Below are 16,780 nucleotides of genomic sequence, written 5' to 3'. Positions count from 1 at the left end.
TAGGATTTCCTCATGTCAGAGCTCAATCTGCGGCGTTTGCGGTACTTCCTGGCTGTCGCTGACACGCTGAGCTTCAGCCGGGCCGCGGAGGAGCTGCACATCGCCCAGCCCGTGCTCAGCCGGCAGATCGCGCTGCTGGAACGGGAACTCGGTGCCGTCCTGTTGGAGCGCTCGACGCGAGGAACCGCTCTCACCGACGCGGGTCGACTCATCGCGGAGGACGGGCGCCAGCTACTGAGGTCGGCAGGCGCCCTGGAACGGCGTGCCCGTCAGGCCGCCCAGGGCATCGAGCGGCTGGCCATCGGCTTCATGCCGGGCCTCCTGGTCACGCCGATCGTGCAGGGCCTGCGGCAGTCGTTCCCCGAGATCCGGATCGAACTCGTCCGCACGGGCTGGCACGACCAGGTGGAGGCCATCCTCGACGGTCGCGTCGACCTGGGGTTGGTGCGCCTGCCCGTCCCCCGGCGGGGGCTTCGGGTCGAGCCGCTGTTCCGGGAAGCGCGGGTCGCCGTCCTGTCGGCTTCGCATCCCCTCGCCGCCGCCGAGGAGCTGAGTCCGCACGTCCTCGCCGAGTACGACCTTCTCCAGGCCCCGGACGCGGCTCCCGAGTGGCGTGAGGCCCGCCTCGCGCGCGGTCTGCCCGTGCCGACCGAAGGCGATCACCCGCACGAGGTGGAGATCAAGCTCGAACGGGTGGCCGCCTCGTCCGGGGTGGCGTTCCTCCCGGCCTCGACGGCTCGGTTCTACACCCGGCCCGACGTCGTCGTGCGCCCGGTGCCGGGGCTGGCGTCCGGCACGGTCGGCGTGGCCTGGGCGGCGGGACGCGACTCGGCGGTTCTGAGCCGCGCCATCACGCTGGCTCATACCCTGCGGGCATCACTCACGACGGAAGAGGTCTTGGACGCGGAAGCAGCCGCCCCCCGACCCTGAAGGCATGAGCATCACTCCTTCTTCCCGCATCGTCGTCCTTGGTGGAACCAGTGGCATCGGTCTCGCCGTCGCCCGGCGCGCTGCCGACACCGGGGCGGCGGTGACCATCGCCTCGAGCCGGGCGGCGTCGGTCGAGCGCGCTCTCGGACAGCTCCCGGCCGGTGTCGTCGGACGGGCTGTGGACGCCGGTTCCAGCGACGCGGTCGCGGCTTTCTTCGACGAGATCGGCCAGTTCGACCACTTCGCCTACACCGCCGGTGAGAACCTCACCGGCCTTCCCCTGGCCGACTACACGGTCGACCGTGCGAGCGAGTTCTTCGGACTCCGTCTCTTCCACGCACTCGACGCCGTCCGTCTCGCCGTGCCGCACCTCGCACCGGGTGGGTCCGTCACCCTCGTCAGCGGCACCGCGGCCTTCAAGGGCGGCCCGGGGTGGACGCTGGGGGCGGCGGTCTCCGGGGCGGTGCTGTCCGCCGCACGCAGCCTCGCGGTGGAACTGGCGCCGGTCCGGGTGAACGTCGTGGCCCCCGGTGTCGTGCGCTCGCCGTTGTGGTCCGGTATGAGTGAGGCGGACCGGGAGGGCATGTACGCCGGTCTCGCCGCGTCTCTGCCCCTCGGCCGCGTGGCGGATCCGGACGACGCGGCCAAGGCGTTCCTGGCCCTCATGGACCAGGACTACGTGACCGGCACGGTCTCGGTCGTCGACGGCGGCACGCTGACGGCCTGAGCGGCCTGAGCCGGGCGGAGCGGGCGGAGCGGGCGGAGCGGGCGGAACGCCCCTTTGCACGACTCCGCCCGGAGCCGCGTACTCGTAGATCTCGGCGTGCAGGCCGCAGAGACAGGAAACAGGCACTGGCATCTGTGTCAGCGGCGCATCACCAGGGCATCTCGCCGTGACGGTCACGGAAGGTCCCGGTCGGTCCGTCTGCCCCGATGGTGGCGAGTTCGACGATCGCGTCGGTCCCCTCGGTCACCGTCTGCGTGCCGCTGTGCCCGTTGAAGTCGGTCGCGGTATAGCCCGGGTCGGCCGCGTTCACCTTCACATCCGGCCAGGACTTCGCGTACTGCGTGGTCAGCATGGTCACGGCGGCCTTCGACGCCGTGTAGAGCGGCGCGGTGTGACGGCCCTCCGCGCGCCCGGGGTCGTGGGTGGCCGCGAACGAACCCATGCCACTGGAGACGTTGACGATGACCGGGTTCGCGGACGTGCGCAGCAGAGGGAGGAACGCATGCGTCACCCGGACGATCCCCACGACGTTGACGTCGAACACCTCGCTGGCGTCAGCGGCCGTGATCTGGTCGGCGGGCTTGTGGGTCCCGGGGACGCCGGCGTTGTTGATCAGAACGTCGATGCCGCCCTCGCGTGCTTGGACGTCGTCGGCGGCCGCAGCCACCGACGCGTCATCCGTCACGTCGATCTGGACGAAGCGGGCGCCGAGTGCCTCGGCGGCCGCCTGGCCGCGCTCCGGATCGCGAGCCCCGATGAGCACGGTGTGGCCGGCCTCGATCAAGCGGCGGGCGGTCTCATACCCGAGGGATTTGTTGGCTCCGGTGATGAACGTTGTTGTCATGCGTTCACTCTCGGCTCGTGACGAGAGCACAACCAGTGCCCCGGGCGACGGTAGGACGGCCAGTACCAGGCTCAACGGCTGTCCGACGGAGACAATGGACGGGTGGACGAGACTCTGGGCACGGCACTGCGCCGCTGGCGGGACCGGCTCTCCCCTCTCGACGTCGGGCGGCCTTCGCGGCCCGGACGACGCGCGGTGGGGTTGCGGCGCGAGGAGCTGGCCGAGCTGGCGGGACTGTCGGTCGACTACGTGGTGCGGCTGGAGCAGGGCCGTGCGACGAGCCCTTCGGCACAGGTCGTCGCGAGCCTCGCCAGGGCGCTGCAGCTGCAGCCCAGGGAGCGCGATCACGCCTACCGGCTAGCGGGCCTCCTCCCTCCCCAGGAAGGAATGATCTCCACGCATGTGCCGGCAGGGGTCCAACGGATGCTCGCTCGCCTCGGGGAGTTCCCCGTGGGCGTGTTCGGTGCCGACTGGACCTTGCTGTCCTGGACTCCCGCATGGGCAGTGCTGCTGGGCGACCCCGGCGCACGGACACATGTCGAGCGGAACCTGGTGCGGGCGGTCTTCACCACAGGGCCCTCAGGGCTCGCGGCCTGGCCCGTGCTCCAGGACGGCGACGCCCTGGGCCCGGCCCTCATCGCCGATCTGCGTTCGGCTCTCGTCAACTACCCCCGAGACAGTGGACTGATCGGGCTTGTCGAGGAACTGCGTTCCACCAGCGCAGAGTTCGCCCGGCTGTGGGACGAGGGTGCGGTCGGTCCGCACGTCTCGGCCCGCAAGACCATCGTTCACCCTCAGGTCGGCGAGGTGACGTGCGACTGCGACGTGCTCACCGTCCCGGGCTGCGACGTCCGCCTCGTCGTGTACACGGTGGCCGCAGGCTCCGTCGACGCGGAGAGGCTGGAGTTCCTGCGGGTCACGAACGGCGTCCGCGCCGACGGCTCCTCGCCTCCGGGCCCCGGTCTGTTCTCCACGCCGTAACGACCGGACCGGCCGGATCTCGTCCGACGAGCCCCACCTGCAGTTGCGGCAGCGCTTTCGTTGCTGGACGGACTCCACGTCCCGGGTATCTTCCTCCGTCCGCCCGACGATCCGGACGAGACTGCCTAGGCGGCCGGCGGCTCCGGGGTGTCGCGGGGCGGGGGGACGGCGGGCGTGAGCCGCCCCAGCAGCCTGCGGCGTTCCTCCGCGAAGGCCGGGTCGGCCCGGTAGTCGGAGTGGCCGAGGATCGGGGCGGGCAGCGGCAGCCGTGCGGTGCGGCCGTAGGCCAGGGGGTCCCTCAGCGGGGCGTGGTCGACGTCGGGGCCGCCGTCGCCGGACAGGCGCACCGGGCCGCCGATGGGGTCGGTGAGCCGGTACAGATTGCGCCAGCAGTCGACCTCCCGGTGCAGGGACCCGAGCGCCGCGGGCCCGAAGTGGGCCGGGAACCAGCGGCCGTAGAGCCGCTCCAGCGGTGAGCCGTAGGTGAGCAGGGCGACCCTCCTGCGGGTGGACGGGGACAGCTGCCAGGCCGCCGCGGCGGCGAGCACGCTGCCTTGCGAGTGCCCCGAGATGACCAGGCGGCCGCCGGTGGCCCGGGTCCAGGTGGCGATGCGCCAGGTGAGGTCGGGCACCGCGCGCTCGGCGTAGCAGGGCGGGGCGAACGGGTGGGCGGCGCGCGGCCAGAAGGTGCCGACGTCCCACAGGATGCCGATGGTGCGGCGGGCCGCGGCGTCCTTGTAGGCGCGCCGGCCCCAGGTGACGAACAGTATGAAGCCGAGACCGATGAGCCAGGAGCCGAGGGCCTCGGAGGTCTCGGCGGCGCCGTGGACGACGGGGTAGGTGCCCCGCGCGGCCTCGCCCGGCGTCTCGTCGGTGGCGAGCGCGCCCACCAGGGCCCCCGCGCCGAGCAGCAGGGTGACGCCCGAGACGACGGCGACCACGCGGGGGCCCCGGTCGGTGAGCGAGGCCATGGCGCGGGTGTAGGCGATGCGGCGGGTGCGGGCGCGGTCCTGGGCCTCGTCCGGGTAGTCCCGCGCCACGGCGTCCCGTTCCTCGCGGGCCAGGCGCCAGGCTCGCCGGCCCAGCCAGCCGAACAGCCCCAGCAGCACCACCAGCAGGGGCGGGATGACGGACGCCTGCCAGGTCAGCAGCACCGGCGGGCCCGCGATCACCGCGCCGGTGCCGTCCAGCCAGTCGGCCACGCGCTGGGACACGCCCCCGGACATCACCCCGCCCAGGGCGCAGGCCAGCATCGCCACGGCCGGTCCGCCCAGGCCCCGCAGCACGGCGCGGCGGTCGGGGTCGGTGCGGTGCAGGACGTGGGCGACGACGGCGAGGGAGATCACGAGCAGACCCTGGACCAGGGCGATCGCGCCGAAGGCGGTGTCACCGGGCAGCCTGCCCTCCGACCTCCACCCGGGGCGCTCCCAGCCGGCGTACAGCACGGTGAGGGCGAGCAGGACCAGCGCGACGAGCGGCAGGCGCCGTACGTGGCGCTCGTCGAGTTCCCGGTCGAGGCGGTTCTCGCTGCGGCCGCGTCGGCAAACCACCCAGATCACGGCGAGGGCGCACGCGACCAGGGCCGCCTCCAGCAGAAGGCCGAGCACGGCCAGCAGGGCCGGGCCGCCGGGCTCGCCGTCGTGGCGGGCGGCGGCGCTGCCGACGGCGGCGGCGACCGTCACGAGCCCGGCGGCGGTGTGCGCGGCGCGCAGCCGGGCGACCAGCCGGCGTCCGTACCAGAAGCCCGGGCGGGCGAGGGCGGTCGGCCCGGTCTCCTCCTCGGGCTCGCGCGCGGCGGGCGCGTGCGACTCGTAGTCGTTCCAGGTGCGCCGGGACAGGTACCACAGCAGGACGGTCAGGGCGGTGGGGACGGCGGCGGCCAGGGCGAGCCGGCGGCCGGGTGCGCTCCACCAGCCGCCGTCGGAGACGGTGGGTGAGAGGAAGCCGAGCCAGCCGTGGCGGTCGGCGCACGCGGTGGTGCCGGCGCACTGCCATGCCGCGAGGTCCAGGGCGACCTCGCAGGCCGCCGCGACGAGCAGCACCGTCAAGGTGAGGGCGGTGAGCCGTACCAGCAGGCCGTACAGGCGGACGGTGCGGCGGCGGCCGCGTGCGGTGGGGCGCATCCAGTGGGCGAGGTTGACGACCATGAACGGCAGCAGCAGGAGCCACAGGGCGCGGATGCCGTTGCCGGACGTGAGGTTGCACCAGACGTACGCCTCGGGCACCGGTTCGTCACGGCGGCCGGGGGTGTTCTCCGCGTCGACGTCGTCGGCACGCCGGAAGACGGCGGCCGTGTCGTCGCCGGTGACGCGCACCGTCCGCGGGTCGTTCAGCATCTCCTGCGGCGTGGTGCCGCCCACTCCGTGGACCAGCAGTTCCAGGGCGGTCTCCCCCGCCCGCCCCGGAGAGCCGCCGGGTCCGCCGGGCGAGGCCTGTTCCTGCGCACGTTCCACTGATTCGCACTTCCCCCGTGACCGCCGTCGGCTCTGTCCGTGCGGGCACAGGATCTCCACTCGTGCGGCTCCCTACACCTGCTGTCACGGAATCTTCCCGATCCGTGACGTGGCCGACGGGAAGGACGTGCTCGCGGTGACGTGAACGCGACCAGTGGTCGGTGGCGCCGTCCGGATCCCTCCGTGCGAGGATGGGGCGTCCGTGCACCGGAGTCCGGGGGAATGTCCTGGTCGGCGGGGATGCGCGGGACACGACGGACGGCATCGAGGCGAAAGGACCGGAGCGTACGTGAGCGAGAATCAGAACCTCCTCGCGGAGCAGCGGCGATCCCTGATCCTCGACGAGGTACGCCGCCGGGGCGGTGTCCGGGTCAACGAGCTGACCCGCAAGCTCGGCGTGTCGGACATGACGGTCCGCCGCGACCTCGACGCGCTCGCCCGCCAGGGCGTGCTGGAGAAGGTGCACGGCGGCGCGGTCCCGGTGGTCGAGGCCAGCACGCACGAGCCGGGCTTCGAGGCCAAGTCGGGTCTGGAGCTCAGCGCCAAGGAGGACATCGCGCGGGCGGCGGCGAAGCTGGTCGCGCCGGGGGCGGCGATCGCGCTGTCGGGCGGTACGACGACGTACGCGCTGGCGCAGCAGCTGCTGGACGTGCCCGACCTGACGGTGGTCACCAACTCGGTGCGGGTCGCCGACGTCTTCCACGCGGCGCAGCGCTCCTCGGGCCCGCGGCAGGGCGCGGCGACGGTGGTGCTGACCGGCGGCGTGCGCACGCCCTCGGACTCGCTGGTGGGCCCGGTGGCCGATCAGGCCATCGCGGCGCTCCACTTCGACCTGCTGTTCCTGGGCGTGCACGGCATATCGGTGGAGGCCGGGCTGTCGACGCCGAACCTCGCGGAGGCGGAGACGAACCGGCGGCTCGTGCAGTCGGCCCGGCGTGTGGTGGTGGTGGCGGACCACACCAAGTGGGGCAAGGTGGGCCTGAGTTCGTTCGCCGCGCTGGAGCAGATCGACACCCTGGTGACGGACGCCGGACTCCCGGACGAGGCGCGCGGGGTGGTCACGGAGCATCTGCGGCGGCTGGTGGTGGCCGGCGAGCCCGACGAGGACGAGGACCTCTGACGCGTCCCGCAGCCGGGGACCTCCCGTCCGTCCGGGCAACCGGTGACGGGACCGGTACGACGGGCGTGCGCCCCGTGTGCGCCCCTCCGCCGGTCACCCGGCGCACCGCGCGGGAGCCGGCCCGGGCTCAGCAGGGCCAGACGCCCGTCTCCAGCAGCGAGTCGATCGCCGCGCTGTACGGCTCGATGTCGAGCCCCTGCGCGGCCAGCCAGGTGTCGGAGTAGTACTTGTCGAGATAACGGTCCCCCGGGTCGCACAGCAGGGTCACGACACTGCCCTGCCGCCCCTCGGAGACCATCTCCGCGACGATCTTCAGCGCGCTCCACAGACCCGTGCCGGTGGAGCCTCCCGCCTTGCGGCCGATGGCCCGCTCCAGTGCCCGCACGGCGGCGACGCTGGCCGCGTCGGGCACCTTCATCATCCGGTCGATCGCGCCGGGCACGAAGCTCGGTTCCATCCGGGGCCGGCCGATGCCCTCGATGCGTGAGCCGCAGTCGCAGGTCACGTCCGGGTCGCCGGTGGTCCAGCCCTCGAAGAAGCACGAGTTCTCCGGGTCGGCCACACAGACGCGCGTGTCGTACTGCATGTAGTGCACGTAGCGCGCCAGGGTCGCCGACGTTCCGCCGGTGCCCGCCGTGGCGACGATCCACGCCGGTTCGGGGAACCGCTCCAGGCGCAGCTGGCGGAAGATCGACTCGGCGATGTTGTTGTTCCCGCGCCAGTCGGTGGCACGCTCGGCGTAGGTGAACTGGTCCATGTAGTGACCGCCGGTCTCGGCCGCGAGACGGGCGGACTCCTCGTACATCGTGCGGGGGTCGTCCACGAAGTGGCAGCGGCCGGCGTGGAATTCGATCAGGCGGATCTTCTCGGCGCTCGTCGTGCGCGGCATGACGGCGATGAACGGGACGCCGATCAGCTTCGCGAAGTACGCCTCGGAGACGGCGGTCGAGCCGCTGGAGGCCTCGATGACGGGCCGGTCCGGCCGGATCCAGCCGTTGCACAGGCCGTACAGGAACAGGGAGCGGGCCAGCCGGTGTTTGAGGCTTCCGGTGGGGTGGGTCGACTCGTCCTTCAGATACAGGTCGATGCCCCACCGCTCGGGCAGGGGGAACTGCAGCAGGTGCGTGTCGGCCGAGCGGTTGGCGTCGGCCTGCACTCTCCGGACGGCCTCTTTCAGCCATGCGCGGTAGGCGGCGTCGCTGTGGTCGACGTCGTGGGTGACGCCGGTGCGGGTCTGCTGGGGGGTGCTCACGAGGGTGCTCCTAACGCTGCGCGCCGTCGACGCGTCGCGCGGCCGACCCCTCGATCATAAGCACCCGGCGCACGCTTCTCACCTGCATAAACACAGCTTTGAGCCCCCCAAAGCGCCCCCTGGGGCAGGGCCGGTGCACGGGGGCGCGCGCACCCGGGGGCGCATCGGCGGGTGTGCTGCGAACGCCCCCCGGCCGGGTGTTCACGGGCACTGGTGCTCGACGCCGGGCAGGGGCAGACTTCACCGCGGGGCCGGACTCCGGGCGGGGCGGCGGCGGGCATGACACCCGCCGCAGGCGCGTCACCGGACAGCGGTCCCCGGGCACGGCGCGCCTTCGGCACCGAGGGGCGCCGCGGCCGCAAGGCGGGGACACGGCCCCGGACGGGCACACTGGATCGCGAACGAGCCCGTACCGCACTCCGCGTGCAGCGGGGGCGGTGCGCCGATACGCACAAGGGGGCGGGTGGCATGGCGGAGCCGGAGTTCAGCGCCACGGGCGTGCGGATCGGCAAGCGGCTGCGTTCGCTCACCCGGGCCGGCCAGGTCCGGATCAGCGACGGCCGGCTCGAGTTGCTGACCAGTTACGGCAGCGAGATCGACAGCGCCCCGGTCCAGGCCGTCCGCGCAGCCAAACCCTGGTTCGGTCCCGATGACCGGGCCACGGCGGATCTCAACGGCAACCGGTACCTGCTCACCCTGGGCGATCACGACCCCGCCCCGGGCGAGCCGGGGCCGCCGGCCGCGCGGCGCTTCATCGAAGCCGTGCGCCGGGCGTCGGGGCGTGACGACTGAGATGCACGCGAGTTGCGGTACCTCACCCCTTGCGCCACTCTGGTCTCACGTCACTCTGGGTTTACCGGCGATAACGCTGCGAACCAGCCCGCCGGCCACGACAGCGGGCGAGAGTGTCACGAAGGCGCCCTGCTGGATCCGAACTCCGTGTTCTTCCGGACCTCACGTCGGGGAGTCGCAGCCGTGATCAGCATTCCGAGCAGGCACTGCACGGTGGAGCTCCAAGCCCTGCCGTCGCGGATCGGCCAGGTCCGCAGAATCGTATCTGCGCAGTTGCGCTACTGGCATCTGGACGCTCTGATCGACCGGGCCTCGCTCGGCGTGACCGAGCTGCTGTCCAACGTCCATCGGCACGCCCAGCCCGACAAGACGTGCACGGTCGAGATGGAGCTGCTGCTCGACCGGCTCACCGTCTCCGTGCGCGACGGCGACCCGCGGATGCCCGTGGTCGACGACGCCGAGCCGCTGGCGACCTGCGGGCGAGGACTCGCCATGGTCGCCGCCATGAGCGAGAGCTGGGGCGTCCGGCCGGACGGCGAGTCCGGCAAGGTCGTGTGGTTCACCCTGCCGACCGCCCCCGCCGCCCTGACGGCACCGTCGCGCCGGGCGCGCCACACCGTCAAGGAGAAACCGGTGCGCAGGTTCGCGGAGGTCGGGCACTCCGCCGACGGGCTCCTGCCCGACCATGCTCCCGCCCGGTCCGCCGTTGCCGGTTGACCGGGCGGTGACCACCGTGCGCACGACGGCCGCCGGGTGGCGTACGCCGGGCATCGGTTGACGCGCCCTGCCGGGTGCGCCGCCGGCGCGTGCGACCTGCCTGCGGCCCCGCGACGCCCGTGACCACGGGTGCCTCGGCCCGCGGCTGCCCGGACAGCAGGTGCGCGGCACGCGCCGCGCTGACCGCGTTCCGGGACCAGGGCGGCGCAACCGTCGTGCGGTGGACGCCGTACGGGCCGCTCGGGCGGCGGCCCGTCGTGCACCGGCAGGCCGCAACGCCCCGGCACCACGCGGCCTTTGACGGACCGTCACACGAGCACCACGCCACCGGCCGGCGGATGTCCGGAGGTCGTGCGGGGCCGCGCGGACGCCGGAGTCGGTGGACGGCGGCCCCGCACGTCCCGTCCGCTGCGCCGTGGCGCGGTCCCGGCGTCCGCGCGGTCGGTGCGGAACCGGCCGGGTCCGTGCTCACGGAGAATCCGGGCCGGGCGTTCGCGGTGCTGCGGCGCCGAGCACCGCGCCCGTCCGCCTCAGCCGCCGGGCTGGTCGCTGTCCTTCATCGTGCCCCAGCCGTGCCAGCGGTCGACCTCCACCCAGGCGCTGACCCGCGGCCGGTCGCGGTCCGGGTAGGGCCCGCCGGTGTAGTGCCGGGCGAGGAGGTCGATGTCGGCCAGGTCCTCGTCGTCGTGGATCTCGGTGACGCGGCCGATGAGCGTGACGTGCGTGTACCAGTCGTCCGCGGCGAGGACGGTGAGGGTGACGCGCGGGTCGCGGCGCAGGTGCTTGAGGCGGACGCGGCCCGCGTCGAGGTTGATCAGCGCCCGGCCGTCCTTCCAGGCGTACCAGGTGGCGGTGGTCACCGGTGCTCCGTCGGAACGCAGCGTGGCCATGACGCACGGGTTGGGCCGGGCGAGCAGGGCCTCGGCCTCGGGCGGCAGCGGCGGCTTGGACATGCGGGGACCTCCTGGGTCTCTCAGCGGGAGTGGTGGTCGAAGCTGGCGAAGTAGGCGGCGGCCATGTCCTCGTCGGCGTGGCCCTGCGCCGCGGCCCGCTCCAGGCGGGCGGCGGCGGCCTCGGCGACGTCCAGGCGGGCGCCGTTGTCCGCGCCGGCCCGGGCGATGAGGCGGGCGTCCTTGGCGGCGGTGCCCACCGCGAACTGGGGCGGGGTGAGCCGGTCCTCCAGGATCAGGCCGGACTTGGCGCGCAGGTAGCCCATGTCGAGCGGTCCGCCGGCGATGAGGTCGAAGAACGCGTGCGGATCGACGTCCAGGACCTTGGCGAGTGCCAGGCTCTCCCCGGCGGCGGCCGTCACGGCCAGGACCCAGCTGTTGGCGACGAGTTTGAGCCGCGTGGCACTGCCGGCCGCCCCGTCCTCGCCGGTCCACACGGTGCGGGCGCCGACGGCGTCGAACACCGGCGTCACCGTGTCCCGGCCCTCGGCGGGCCCGGCCGCGAGCACGGTCAGCTGCCCGTCCTCGGCCGGCTTGCGGGTGCCCAGGACGGGGGCGTCGTAGAAGAGCAGTCCGTGCTCGCGGGCGAGGGCGGCCAGACCGGCGACGGCGTCGACGCCCGCGGTGGTGGACTGCACCCACGCGGTGCCGCCGCGCAGGCCCGGTGCGGCCTCGCGCACGGTCGTCTCGGTGGCGGGGCCGTCGTGGAGCATCGTGAGGACCACGTCGGCGTCCCGGACCGCCTCGGCGGGCGTGCCGGCGACGTGGGCGCCCTCGGCGGCGAGCGGCTCGGCCTTGGCCCGGGTGCGGTTCCAGACGCGGACGGTGTGCCCCGAGCGGGCCAGGTTGCGGGCCATCGCCGCGCCCATGATGCCGGTGCCCAGGACGCTCACGGTGAGCTGGTCGGTCATTGTGTCGGCTTCCTCGGTGGTGCGGTCGGGTGTGCTGCCCGCGGACGGCCGGCCCGCTCGGCGGCGACGGTGCGCGCAGGCGGCGCGGGCGGGCCGCGCCGGGCGGCACGCGGTGTCCGAGTCCCCTCGGTGACGGGATCATGCACGGCTTGCGTCACGGGACGCGGCGAGCCGGGCGCGGCGGACGGCGTCACCCCTGCCGGGCCAGCGCCCCGAGGGGATCGTCCAGGACCGGCTGCCAGGCCAGTTCCGCCGCGCCGACCAGGCTGTTGTGGTCGAGGGTGCAGGCCAGGATGGGCACGCCGCCGCTCTGGCCCCACAGGCTGCGGTCGGCGACGACCGCGCGCAGGCGGGCGGGGTCGGCGTCCAGGAGGGTGCGGTGCAGGCCGCCGAGGATGATGCGGTCCGGGTTGAGGATGTTGACCAGCCCCGCCAGTCCGAGACCGAGGCGGTCGATGAGGGCCTCGGTGGCGGTGCGGACGGCCGGGTCGTCGTAGTGGTGGCGGATCAGGTCGATGGACTGCTGGAGCAGGGACACCTCGGGTCCCGGTTCGCGTCCGGCCTCGGTGAGGAAGGCCAGCGGGTCGGTCTCCACGTCGAGGCAGCCGCGGCTGCCGCAGTGGCAGGGGCGGCCCTCGGGGTGCACGGTCAGGTGGCCGACCTCCAGGGCGAGACCCGAACTGCCGCGGTGCAGACGGCCGTCGAGGACGAGGGCACCGCCGACGCCCCGGTGCCCGGTGGCCACGCACAGCAGGTCGTGGGAGCCGCGTCCGGCACCGTGCCGGTGCTCGGCGAGCGCGGCGAGGTTGACGTCGTTCGCGGCGAACGCGGGTCCCTCGAGACCGGCCGCGCGCACCTGCTCGGCGAAGATCTCCCGCACGGGCGCGCCCGGGGGCCAGGCCAGGTGCAGGGGGTTGAGGGCGAGCCCGTCGGGTTCGGCGACGGCGGACGGCACGGCCAGCCCCGCGCCCACGCACCGCCGTCCGGTCTCACGCAGCAGCTCGGCCCCGGCGGTGACGACGGAGGCCAGCACCTTCGCCGGGTCGGCGTCGACGGTCTCGCAGCCGGGCGCGGTGGCGACGATCCGGCCGCCGAGCCCCACCAGGGCCGCCCGGAAGCCGTCGGCGTGTACCTGCGCGGCGAGCGCCACGGGTCCGTCCTCGGCGACGGACAGGCGGTGCGAGGGCCTGCCCTGCGACCCGGCCGCCGCGCCGGGGCGGGCGTCGACCCGGATGAGGCCGAGCGCCTCCAGTTCGGCGGCGACCGCGCCGGCCGTCGCGCGGGTCACGCCCAGTTCGGCGGTGAGCACGGCCCGGGTCGGCGCACGTCCGGTGTGCACGAGCTCCAGCGCGGGTCCGAGCGCCGCGCGCCCCCGGTCCAGCCGCGTCCTCGTGGTGCTCCCGTCCCCCGGCCGGGGGTCCGCCTTCCCGCTCATGAGGGCGAGTCTCCCATGATCCGCCGCACCGGCGGCTACAGGCCGCTGACCCGGAGCGTGATGTTGAGCCGCCCGCTCAGGCCGAGTCCGGGCGGTGCCGTGCCCGGGTGGATGCGGGGCACCCCGTGGTGGGCGAGCCGGGCGGGGCCGCCGAAGACGAACAGGTCGCCGCTGCGCAGCTCGACGTCGGTCCAGGGCCGGTCGCGCGACCGGGTGTTGCCGAAGCGGAAGACGCAGCCGTCGCCGACGCTCAGCGACACCACGGGGGCGTCCGACCTCTCGTCGCTGTCGCGGTGCATGCCCATGCGGGCGCCGGCGTCGTAGAAGTTGATCAATGCGATGTCGTAGGCGGGTTCCGGCCCGCCGAGGGTGTCGCGGACCGCCCGGCGGCCCAGGTCGCCCAGCAGCCCGGGGAAGGGTTTGACGGGGGCGCCGTCCCCGTCCACGACGGTGCGGGCGTAGCGGTAGGGGTACCAGTGCCAGCCCAGGCACACCTGCCGGGCGCTCATGGTGCCGCCGCCGGGGGTGCGGACCGTGCGCAGCCCGGCGGGCGGCCGGGCCCAGACGCGGCAGGCCTCCAGCAGTTCGCGCTGGTGCCGCGCGTCCAGCCAGCCGGGCACGTGCACCGCCCCCGGGGCGATCTGCGCGGGCTCGCGGGGGAACAGCTCGGCGTCCATGCCCTCCATGGTGCCCGACCGGGGCTGAGCTGCGGCTCGGCTAGCCTGGTCGCACGATGAACGACCGTATGACGACCCCGTGGGGCGAACTGGCGCTGACCCGTTTCCCCGAGGACCCGCGTGACCGGCTGCGCGCCTGGGACGCCTCCGACGCGTATCTGCTGAGGCACCTGGCCGGGGAGCGGGTGCCGCTGTCGGGGACGGTCGTGGTGGTCGGGGACCGCTGGGGGGCGCTGGTCACGGCGCTCGCGGCGCACCGTCCGGTGCAGATCACCGACTCCTACCTGACGCAGGAGGCGACGCGGGCGAACCTCGCCCGGGCCGGTGCCGAGCCCGGGGCGGTACGGCTGCTCACCACGCAGGATCCGCCGCCCGAGCGGGTCGACGTGCTGCTGGTGCGGGTGCCCAAGAGCCTGGCCCTGCTGGAGGACCAGCTGCTGCGGCTGGCGCCGGCCGTGCACGCCGAAACGGTCGTGGTGGGCACCGGGATGGTCAAGGAGATCCACACGTCCACGCTCCGGTTGTTCGAGCGGACCCTCGGACCGACCCGCACGTCCCTGGCCGAGCAGAAGGCGCGCCTGATCTTCTGCACCCCCGACCCGAAGCCGGAGCGGCCGGCGGGCCCGTGGCCGTACACGTACACGCTGCCGGACGACGCCGGGCCGGTGGCGGGGCGGACGGTGGTCAGCCACGCCGGCGTGTTCTGCGCCGACCGGCTGGACATCGGCACCCGGTTCTTCCTGCGCCACCTGCCGCCCGGCCGGGGCGGCAGGGTGGTGGACCTGGGGTGCGGCAACGGCGTCGTGGGGACGGCGGTGGCGCTCGCCGACCCCGGCGCCGAGGTGCTGTTCGTGGACGAGTCGTTCCAGGCCGTGGCGTCGGCGGAGGCCACCTACCGGGCCAACGGCGTGCCCGGGCACGCCGAGTTCCGGGTCGGCGACGGGCTGGCAGGGGTGCCGTCCGAAAGTGTCGACCTGGTGCTCAACAACCCGCCGTTCCACTCCCACCAGGCGACGACGGACGCCACCGCCCGGCGGATGTTCACCGGGGCGCGGCGCGCGTTGCGGCCGGGCGGTGAGCTGTGGGTGGTCGGCAACCGTCATCTGGGCTACCACGTCACGCTGCGCAGGCTGTTCGGCAACAGCACGCTGGTCGCGAGCGACCCGAAGTTCGTGGTGCTGAGGGCCGTCAAGCGGTAGCGGCGCCGAGGGTCCGCAGGGTCCTCGCCACCGTGCCGGTCATCGCCTCGCGGGCCACGGTCAGGCAGCCGCGCGGGTCGACGGCTTCGGGGTGGGCGGCGAGGAAGTCGCGGATCGCCCCGGTCAGCGCGATGTTCAGGGCCGTGCCGATGTTGACCTTGGTGATGCCGCCGGCGATCGCGGCCGTGAGTTCCCCGTCCGGGACGCCGGAGGAGCCGTGCAGGACCAGGGGGACGTCCAGGGCGGCGGACAGGCGCTTGAGCAGGGCGTGGTCGAGGGCCGCGGTGCGGGTGGTCATGGCGTGGGAGCTGCCGACGGCCACGGCCAGGGCGTCCACGCCCGTGTCGGCGACGAAGACCCGTGCCTCGTCGGGGTCGGTGCGGGCACCGGGGGCGTGGGCGTCCAGCGGGGCCCCGCCGTTCTTGCCGCCGATCCGGCCGAGCTCCGCCTCGATCCACAGGTTCCTGGAGTGGGCCCAGTCGACCGCGGCCCGGGTCGCGGCGAGGTTCTCGTCGTAGGGCAGGCGCGCGGCGTCGTACATCACCGAGCTGAAACCGGCGTCGGCGGCCTGGTGCAGGAGGGCGTCGCTGCGCACGTGGTCCAGGTGCAGGGCGACCGGTACGGCGGCCTGTTCGGCACAGGTGACGGCGGCGCGGGCGAGCGGGAGCAGCCGGCCGCCGTGGTAGGTGACCGCGTTCTCGCTGATCTGCAGGACGACGGGGGCCCGTACCGACTCGGCGCCGGCGACGACGGCCTCGGCGTGCTCCAGCGTGATGACGTTGAACGAGGCGACGGCCGAACGGGCCGCCGCGGCGCGGGTGACGAGTTCGCCGGTGGTGGTCAGGGGCACGGGGGTCTCCTCGGTGGGGAGGCGGGACGTCCGGCGGTCAGGGGGTGAGGATCACCGAGCGGGTGAGGTGGCGCGGGCGGTCCGGGTCCAGGCCCCTGGCGGCGGCGACGGCGACCGCGAGGCGCTGGGCGCGGACGAGTTCGGCGAGCGGGTCCAGGCCGCCGGCGATCCACCTCGCGCCGGTGGCGCGGACCTGTTCGGCCAGTCCGTCCGGCGCGTCCCCGAGCATCCAGGTCGCCGTGCCCGAGGTGCTGACGCTGATCGGGCCGTGCCGGTACTCCATGGCCGGATAGGCCTCCGCCCAGGCCAGTGCGGCCTCCCGCATCTTCAGGCCGGCCTCGGCGGCCAGACCGACGGTCCAGCCGCGGCCCAGGAAGGTGAACTGGCCGCAGTCCGCGAGCCCTTCGGGCAGCGGCTCGGCCAGTGCCGTGCGGGCGTCGGCCACCGCCCGGCCCGGGTGACGGCCGACGTGGGCGCGGAGCAGGGTGAGGGCGGTGGTCGCGAACCTCGTCTGCACGACCGAGTGTTCGTCCGCGAAGTCGAGGACCGCCAGGTCGTCGGCGGCGTCGGCGACGGGCGTGGCGGGATCCGCGGTGATCGCGGTGGTGCGGACGCGGCCCGCCAGCCGGCCGAGCAGGTCGAGGACTTCGGTGGTGGTGCCCGAGCGGGTCAGGGCGACGACCCGGTCGTAGGCGCGGCCGTGCGGGAACTCCGAGGCGGCGAAGGCGTCGGTCTCGCCCTGGCCCGCGCCCTCGCGCAGGGCGGCGGCGGCCTGCGCCATGAAGTACGAGGTGCCGCAGCCGACGATCGCGACCCGTTCCCCCGGCGCCGGCAGTACCCGTGCGTGGTCCGGCGCCTGTGCCGCGGCGCGGGCCCAGCACTCCGGCTGGCTGGCCAGCTCGTCCTCGACATGCGTCATACGACACCCTCCGGTCTGCTTGT

16 protein-coding genes are annotated in these 16,780 nt (G+C 74.1%); 7 read left to right on the top strand and 9 right to left on the bottom strand.

Annotation, left to right across the window (positions count from 1 at the left end; genetic code table 11):
• Window positions 1-12: 12 nt before the first annotated feature.
• Entirely contained in the window at window positions 13-930 is a 918-nt protein-coding gene (locus Q5694_RS01295; protein WP_333930067.1) for a LysR family transcriptional regulator, read from the top strand.
• Between the two features lie 4 nt (window positions 931-934).
• Entirely contained in the window at window positions 935-1,657 is a 723-nt protein-coding gene (locus Q5694_RS01290) for an SDR family oxidoreductase (RefSeq protein WP_333930066.1), read from the top strand.
• Between the two features lie 148 nt (window positions 1,658-1,805).
• On the opposite strand, the gene Q5694_RS01285 is transcribed toward Q5694_RS01290, so the two are convergent.
• Complete coding sequence (locus Q5694_RS01285; protein WP_333930550.1) at window positions 1,806-2,501, bottom strand: SDR family NAD(P)-dependent oxidoreductase; 696 nt, start codon at window positions 2,499-2,501, stop codon at window positions 1,806-1,808.
• 102 nt (window positions 2,502-2,603) lie between these two features.
• Here Q5694_RS01285 and Q5694_RS01280 point away from each other — a divergent pair, with 102 nt between their 5' ends.
• Window positions 2,604-3,482 (top strand): helix-turn-helix transcriptional regulator, encoded by an 879-nt coding sequence (locus Q5694_RS01280; RefSeq protein WP_333930065.1) that lies wholly within the window; start codon window positions 2,604-2,606, stop codon window positions 3,480-3,482.
• A gap of 125 nt (window positions 3,483-3,607) precedes the next feature.
• Here the strand turns inward: Q5694_RS01280 and Q5694_RS01275 are convergent, their stop codons facing one another.
• The gene (locus tag Q5694_RS01275; protein WP_333930064.1) at window positions 3,608-5,935 is read right to left on the bottom strand and encodes a hypothetical protein; all 2,328 of its coding nucleotides are present in this window, start codon (window positions 5,933-5,935) and stop codon (window positions 3,608-3,610) included.
• Window positions 5,936-6,224: 289 nt separating this feature from the next.
• On the opposite strand from Q5694_RS01275, the gene Q5694_RS01270 reads away from it, so the two are divergent.
• Entirely contained in the window at window positions 6,225-7,055 is an 831-nt protein-coding gene (locus Q5694_RS01270) for a DeoR/GlpR family DNA-binding transcription regulator (RefSeq protein ID WP_333930063.1), read from the top strand.
• A gap of 127 nt (window positions 7,056-7,182) precedes the next feature.
• Here the strand turns inward: Q5694_RS01270 and Q5694_RS01265 are convergent, their stop codons facing one another.
• Window positions 7,183-8,307 carry a PLP-dependent cysteine synthase family protein gene (locus Q5694_RS01265; protein ID WP_333930062.1) on the bottom strand — a complete coding sequence of 375 codons (1,125 nt, stop codon included), beginning with the start codon at window positions 8,305-8,307 and terminating at the stop codon, window positions 7,183-7,185.
• A gap of 468 nt (window positions 8,308-8,775) precedes the next feature.
• Here Q5694_RS01265 and Q5694_RS01260 point away from each other — a divergent pair, with 468 nt between their 5' ends.
• Together Q5694_RS01260 and Q5694_RS01255 are read left to right on the top strand one after the other, a co-directional pair.
• On the top strand, window positions 8,776-9,099 hold the full coding sequence (locus Q5694_RS01260) for a hypothetical protein (RefSeq protein WP_333930061.1): 324 nt from the start codon (window positions 8,776-8,778) through the stop codon (window positions 9,097-9,099).
• Between the two features lie 183 nt (window positions 9,100-9,282).
• Entirely contained in the window at window positions 9,283-9,816 is a 534-nt protein-coding gene (locus Q5694_RS01255; RefSeq protein WP_333930060.1) for an ATP-binding protein, read from the top strand.
• Between the two features lie 530 nt (window positions 9,817-10,346).
• Here the strand turns inward: Q5694_RS01255 and Q5694_RS01250 are convergent.
• From Q5694_RS01250 to Q5694_RS01235, 4 genes are all read right to left on the bottom strand, one after another.
• The gene (locus Q5694_RS01250) at window positions 10,347-10,769 is read right to left on the bottom strand and encodes a PPOX class F420-dependent oxidoreductase (protein WP_333930059.1); all 423 of its coding nucleotides are present in this window, start codon (window positions 10,767-10,769) and stop codon (window positions 10,347-10,349) included.
• A 20-nt stretch (window positions 10,770-10,789) separates the two neighbouring features.
• Window positions 10,790-11,677 (bottom strand): NAD(P)-dependent oxidoreductase, encoded by an 888-nt coding sequence (locus Q5694_RS01245; protein WP_333930058.1) that lies wholly within the window; start codon window positions 11,675-11,677, stop codon window positions 10,790-10,792.
• Window positions 11,678-11,867: 190 nt separating this feature from the next.
• Window positions 11,868-13,112 carry an ROK family protein gene (locus Q5694_RS01240; RefSeq protein WP_333930057.1) on the bottom strand — a complete coding sequence of 415 codons (1,245 nt, stop codon included), beginning with the start codon at window positions 13,110-13,112 and terminating at the stop codon, window positions 11,868-11,870.
• A 35-nt stretch (window positions 13,113-13,147) separates the two neighbouring features.
• Entirely contained in the window at window positions 13,148-13,789 is a 642-nt protein-coding gene (locus Q5694_RS01235) for an alpha-ketoglutarate-dependent dioxygenase AlkB family protein (protein WP_333930056.1), read from the bottom strand.
• 68 nt (window positions 13,790-13,857) lie between these two features.
• On the opposite strand from Q5694_RS01235, the gene Q5694_RS01230 reads away from it, so the two are divergent.
• Window positions 13,858-14,988, top strand: a complete 1,131-nt coding sequence (locus tag Q5694_RS01230) for a methyltransferase (RefSeq protein WP_333930549.1) — start codon at window positions 13,858-13,860, stop codon at window positions 14,986-14,988.
• Here the strand turns inward: Q5694_RS01230 and Q5694_RS01225 are convergent.
• Window positions 14,978-15,838: a class II fructose-bisphosphate aldolase gene (locus Q5694_RS01225; protein WP_333930055.1), complete on the bottom strand. Its 861-nt coding sequence runs from the start codon at window positions 15,836-15,838 to the stop codon at window positions 14,978-14,980. The genes Q5694_RS01230 and Q5694_RS01225 overlap by 11 nt on opposite strands.
• Before the next feature lie 37 nt (window positions 15,839-15,875).
• The gene (locus Q5694_RS01220) at window positions 15,876-16,757 is read right to left on the bottom strand and encodes an SIS domain-containing protein (protein ID WP_333930054.1); all 882 of its coding nucleotides are present in this window, start codon (window positions 16,755-16,757) and stop codon (window positions 15,876-15,878) included.
• Window positions 16,758-16,780: the final 23 nt, after the last annotated feature.

The sequence above is a fragment of the Streptomyces sp. AHA2 genome (genome assembly GCF_036857595.1).
Classification (GTDB): domain Bacteria; phylum Actinomycetota; class Actinomycetes; order Streptomycetales; family Streptomycetaceae; genus Streptomyces.
The sequence above is the reverse complement of the archived record's forward strand: the minus strand, read 5'-3'. Positions and strand labels throughout refer to the sequence as shown.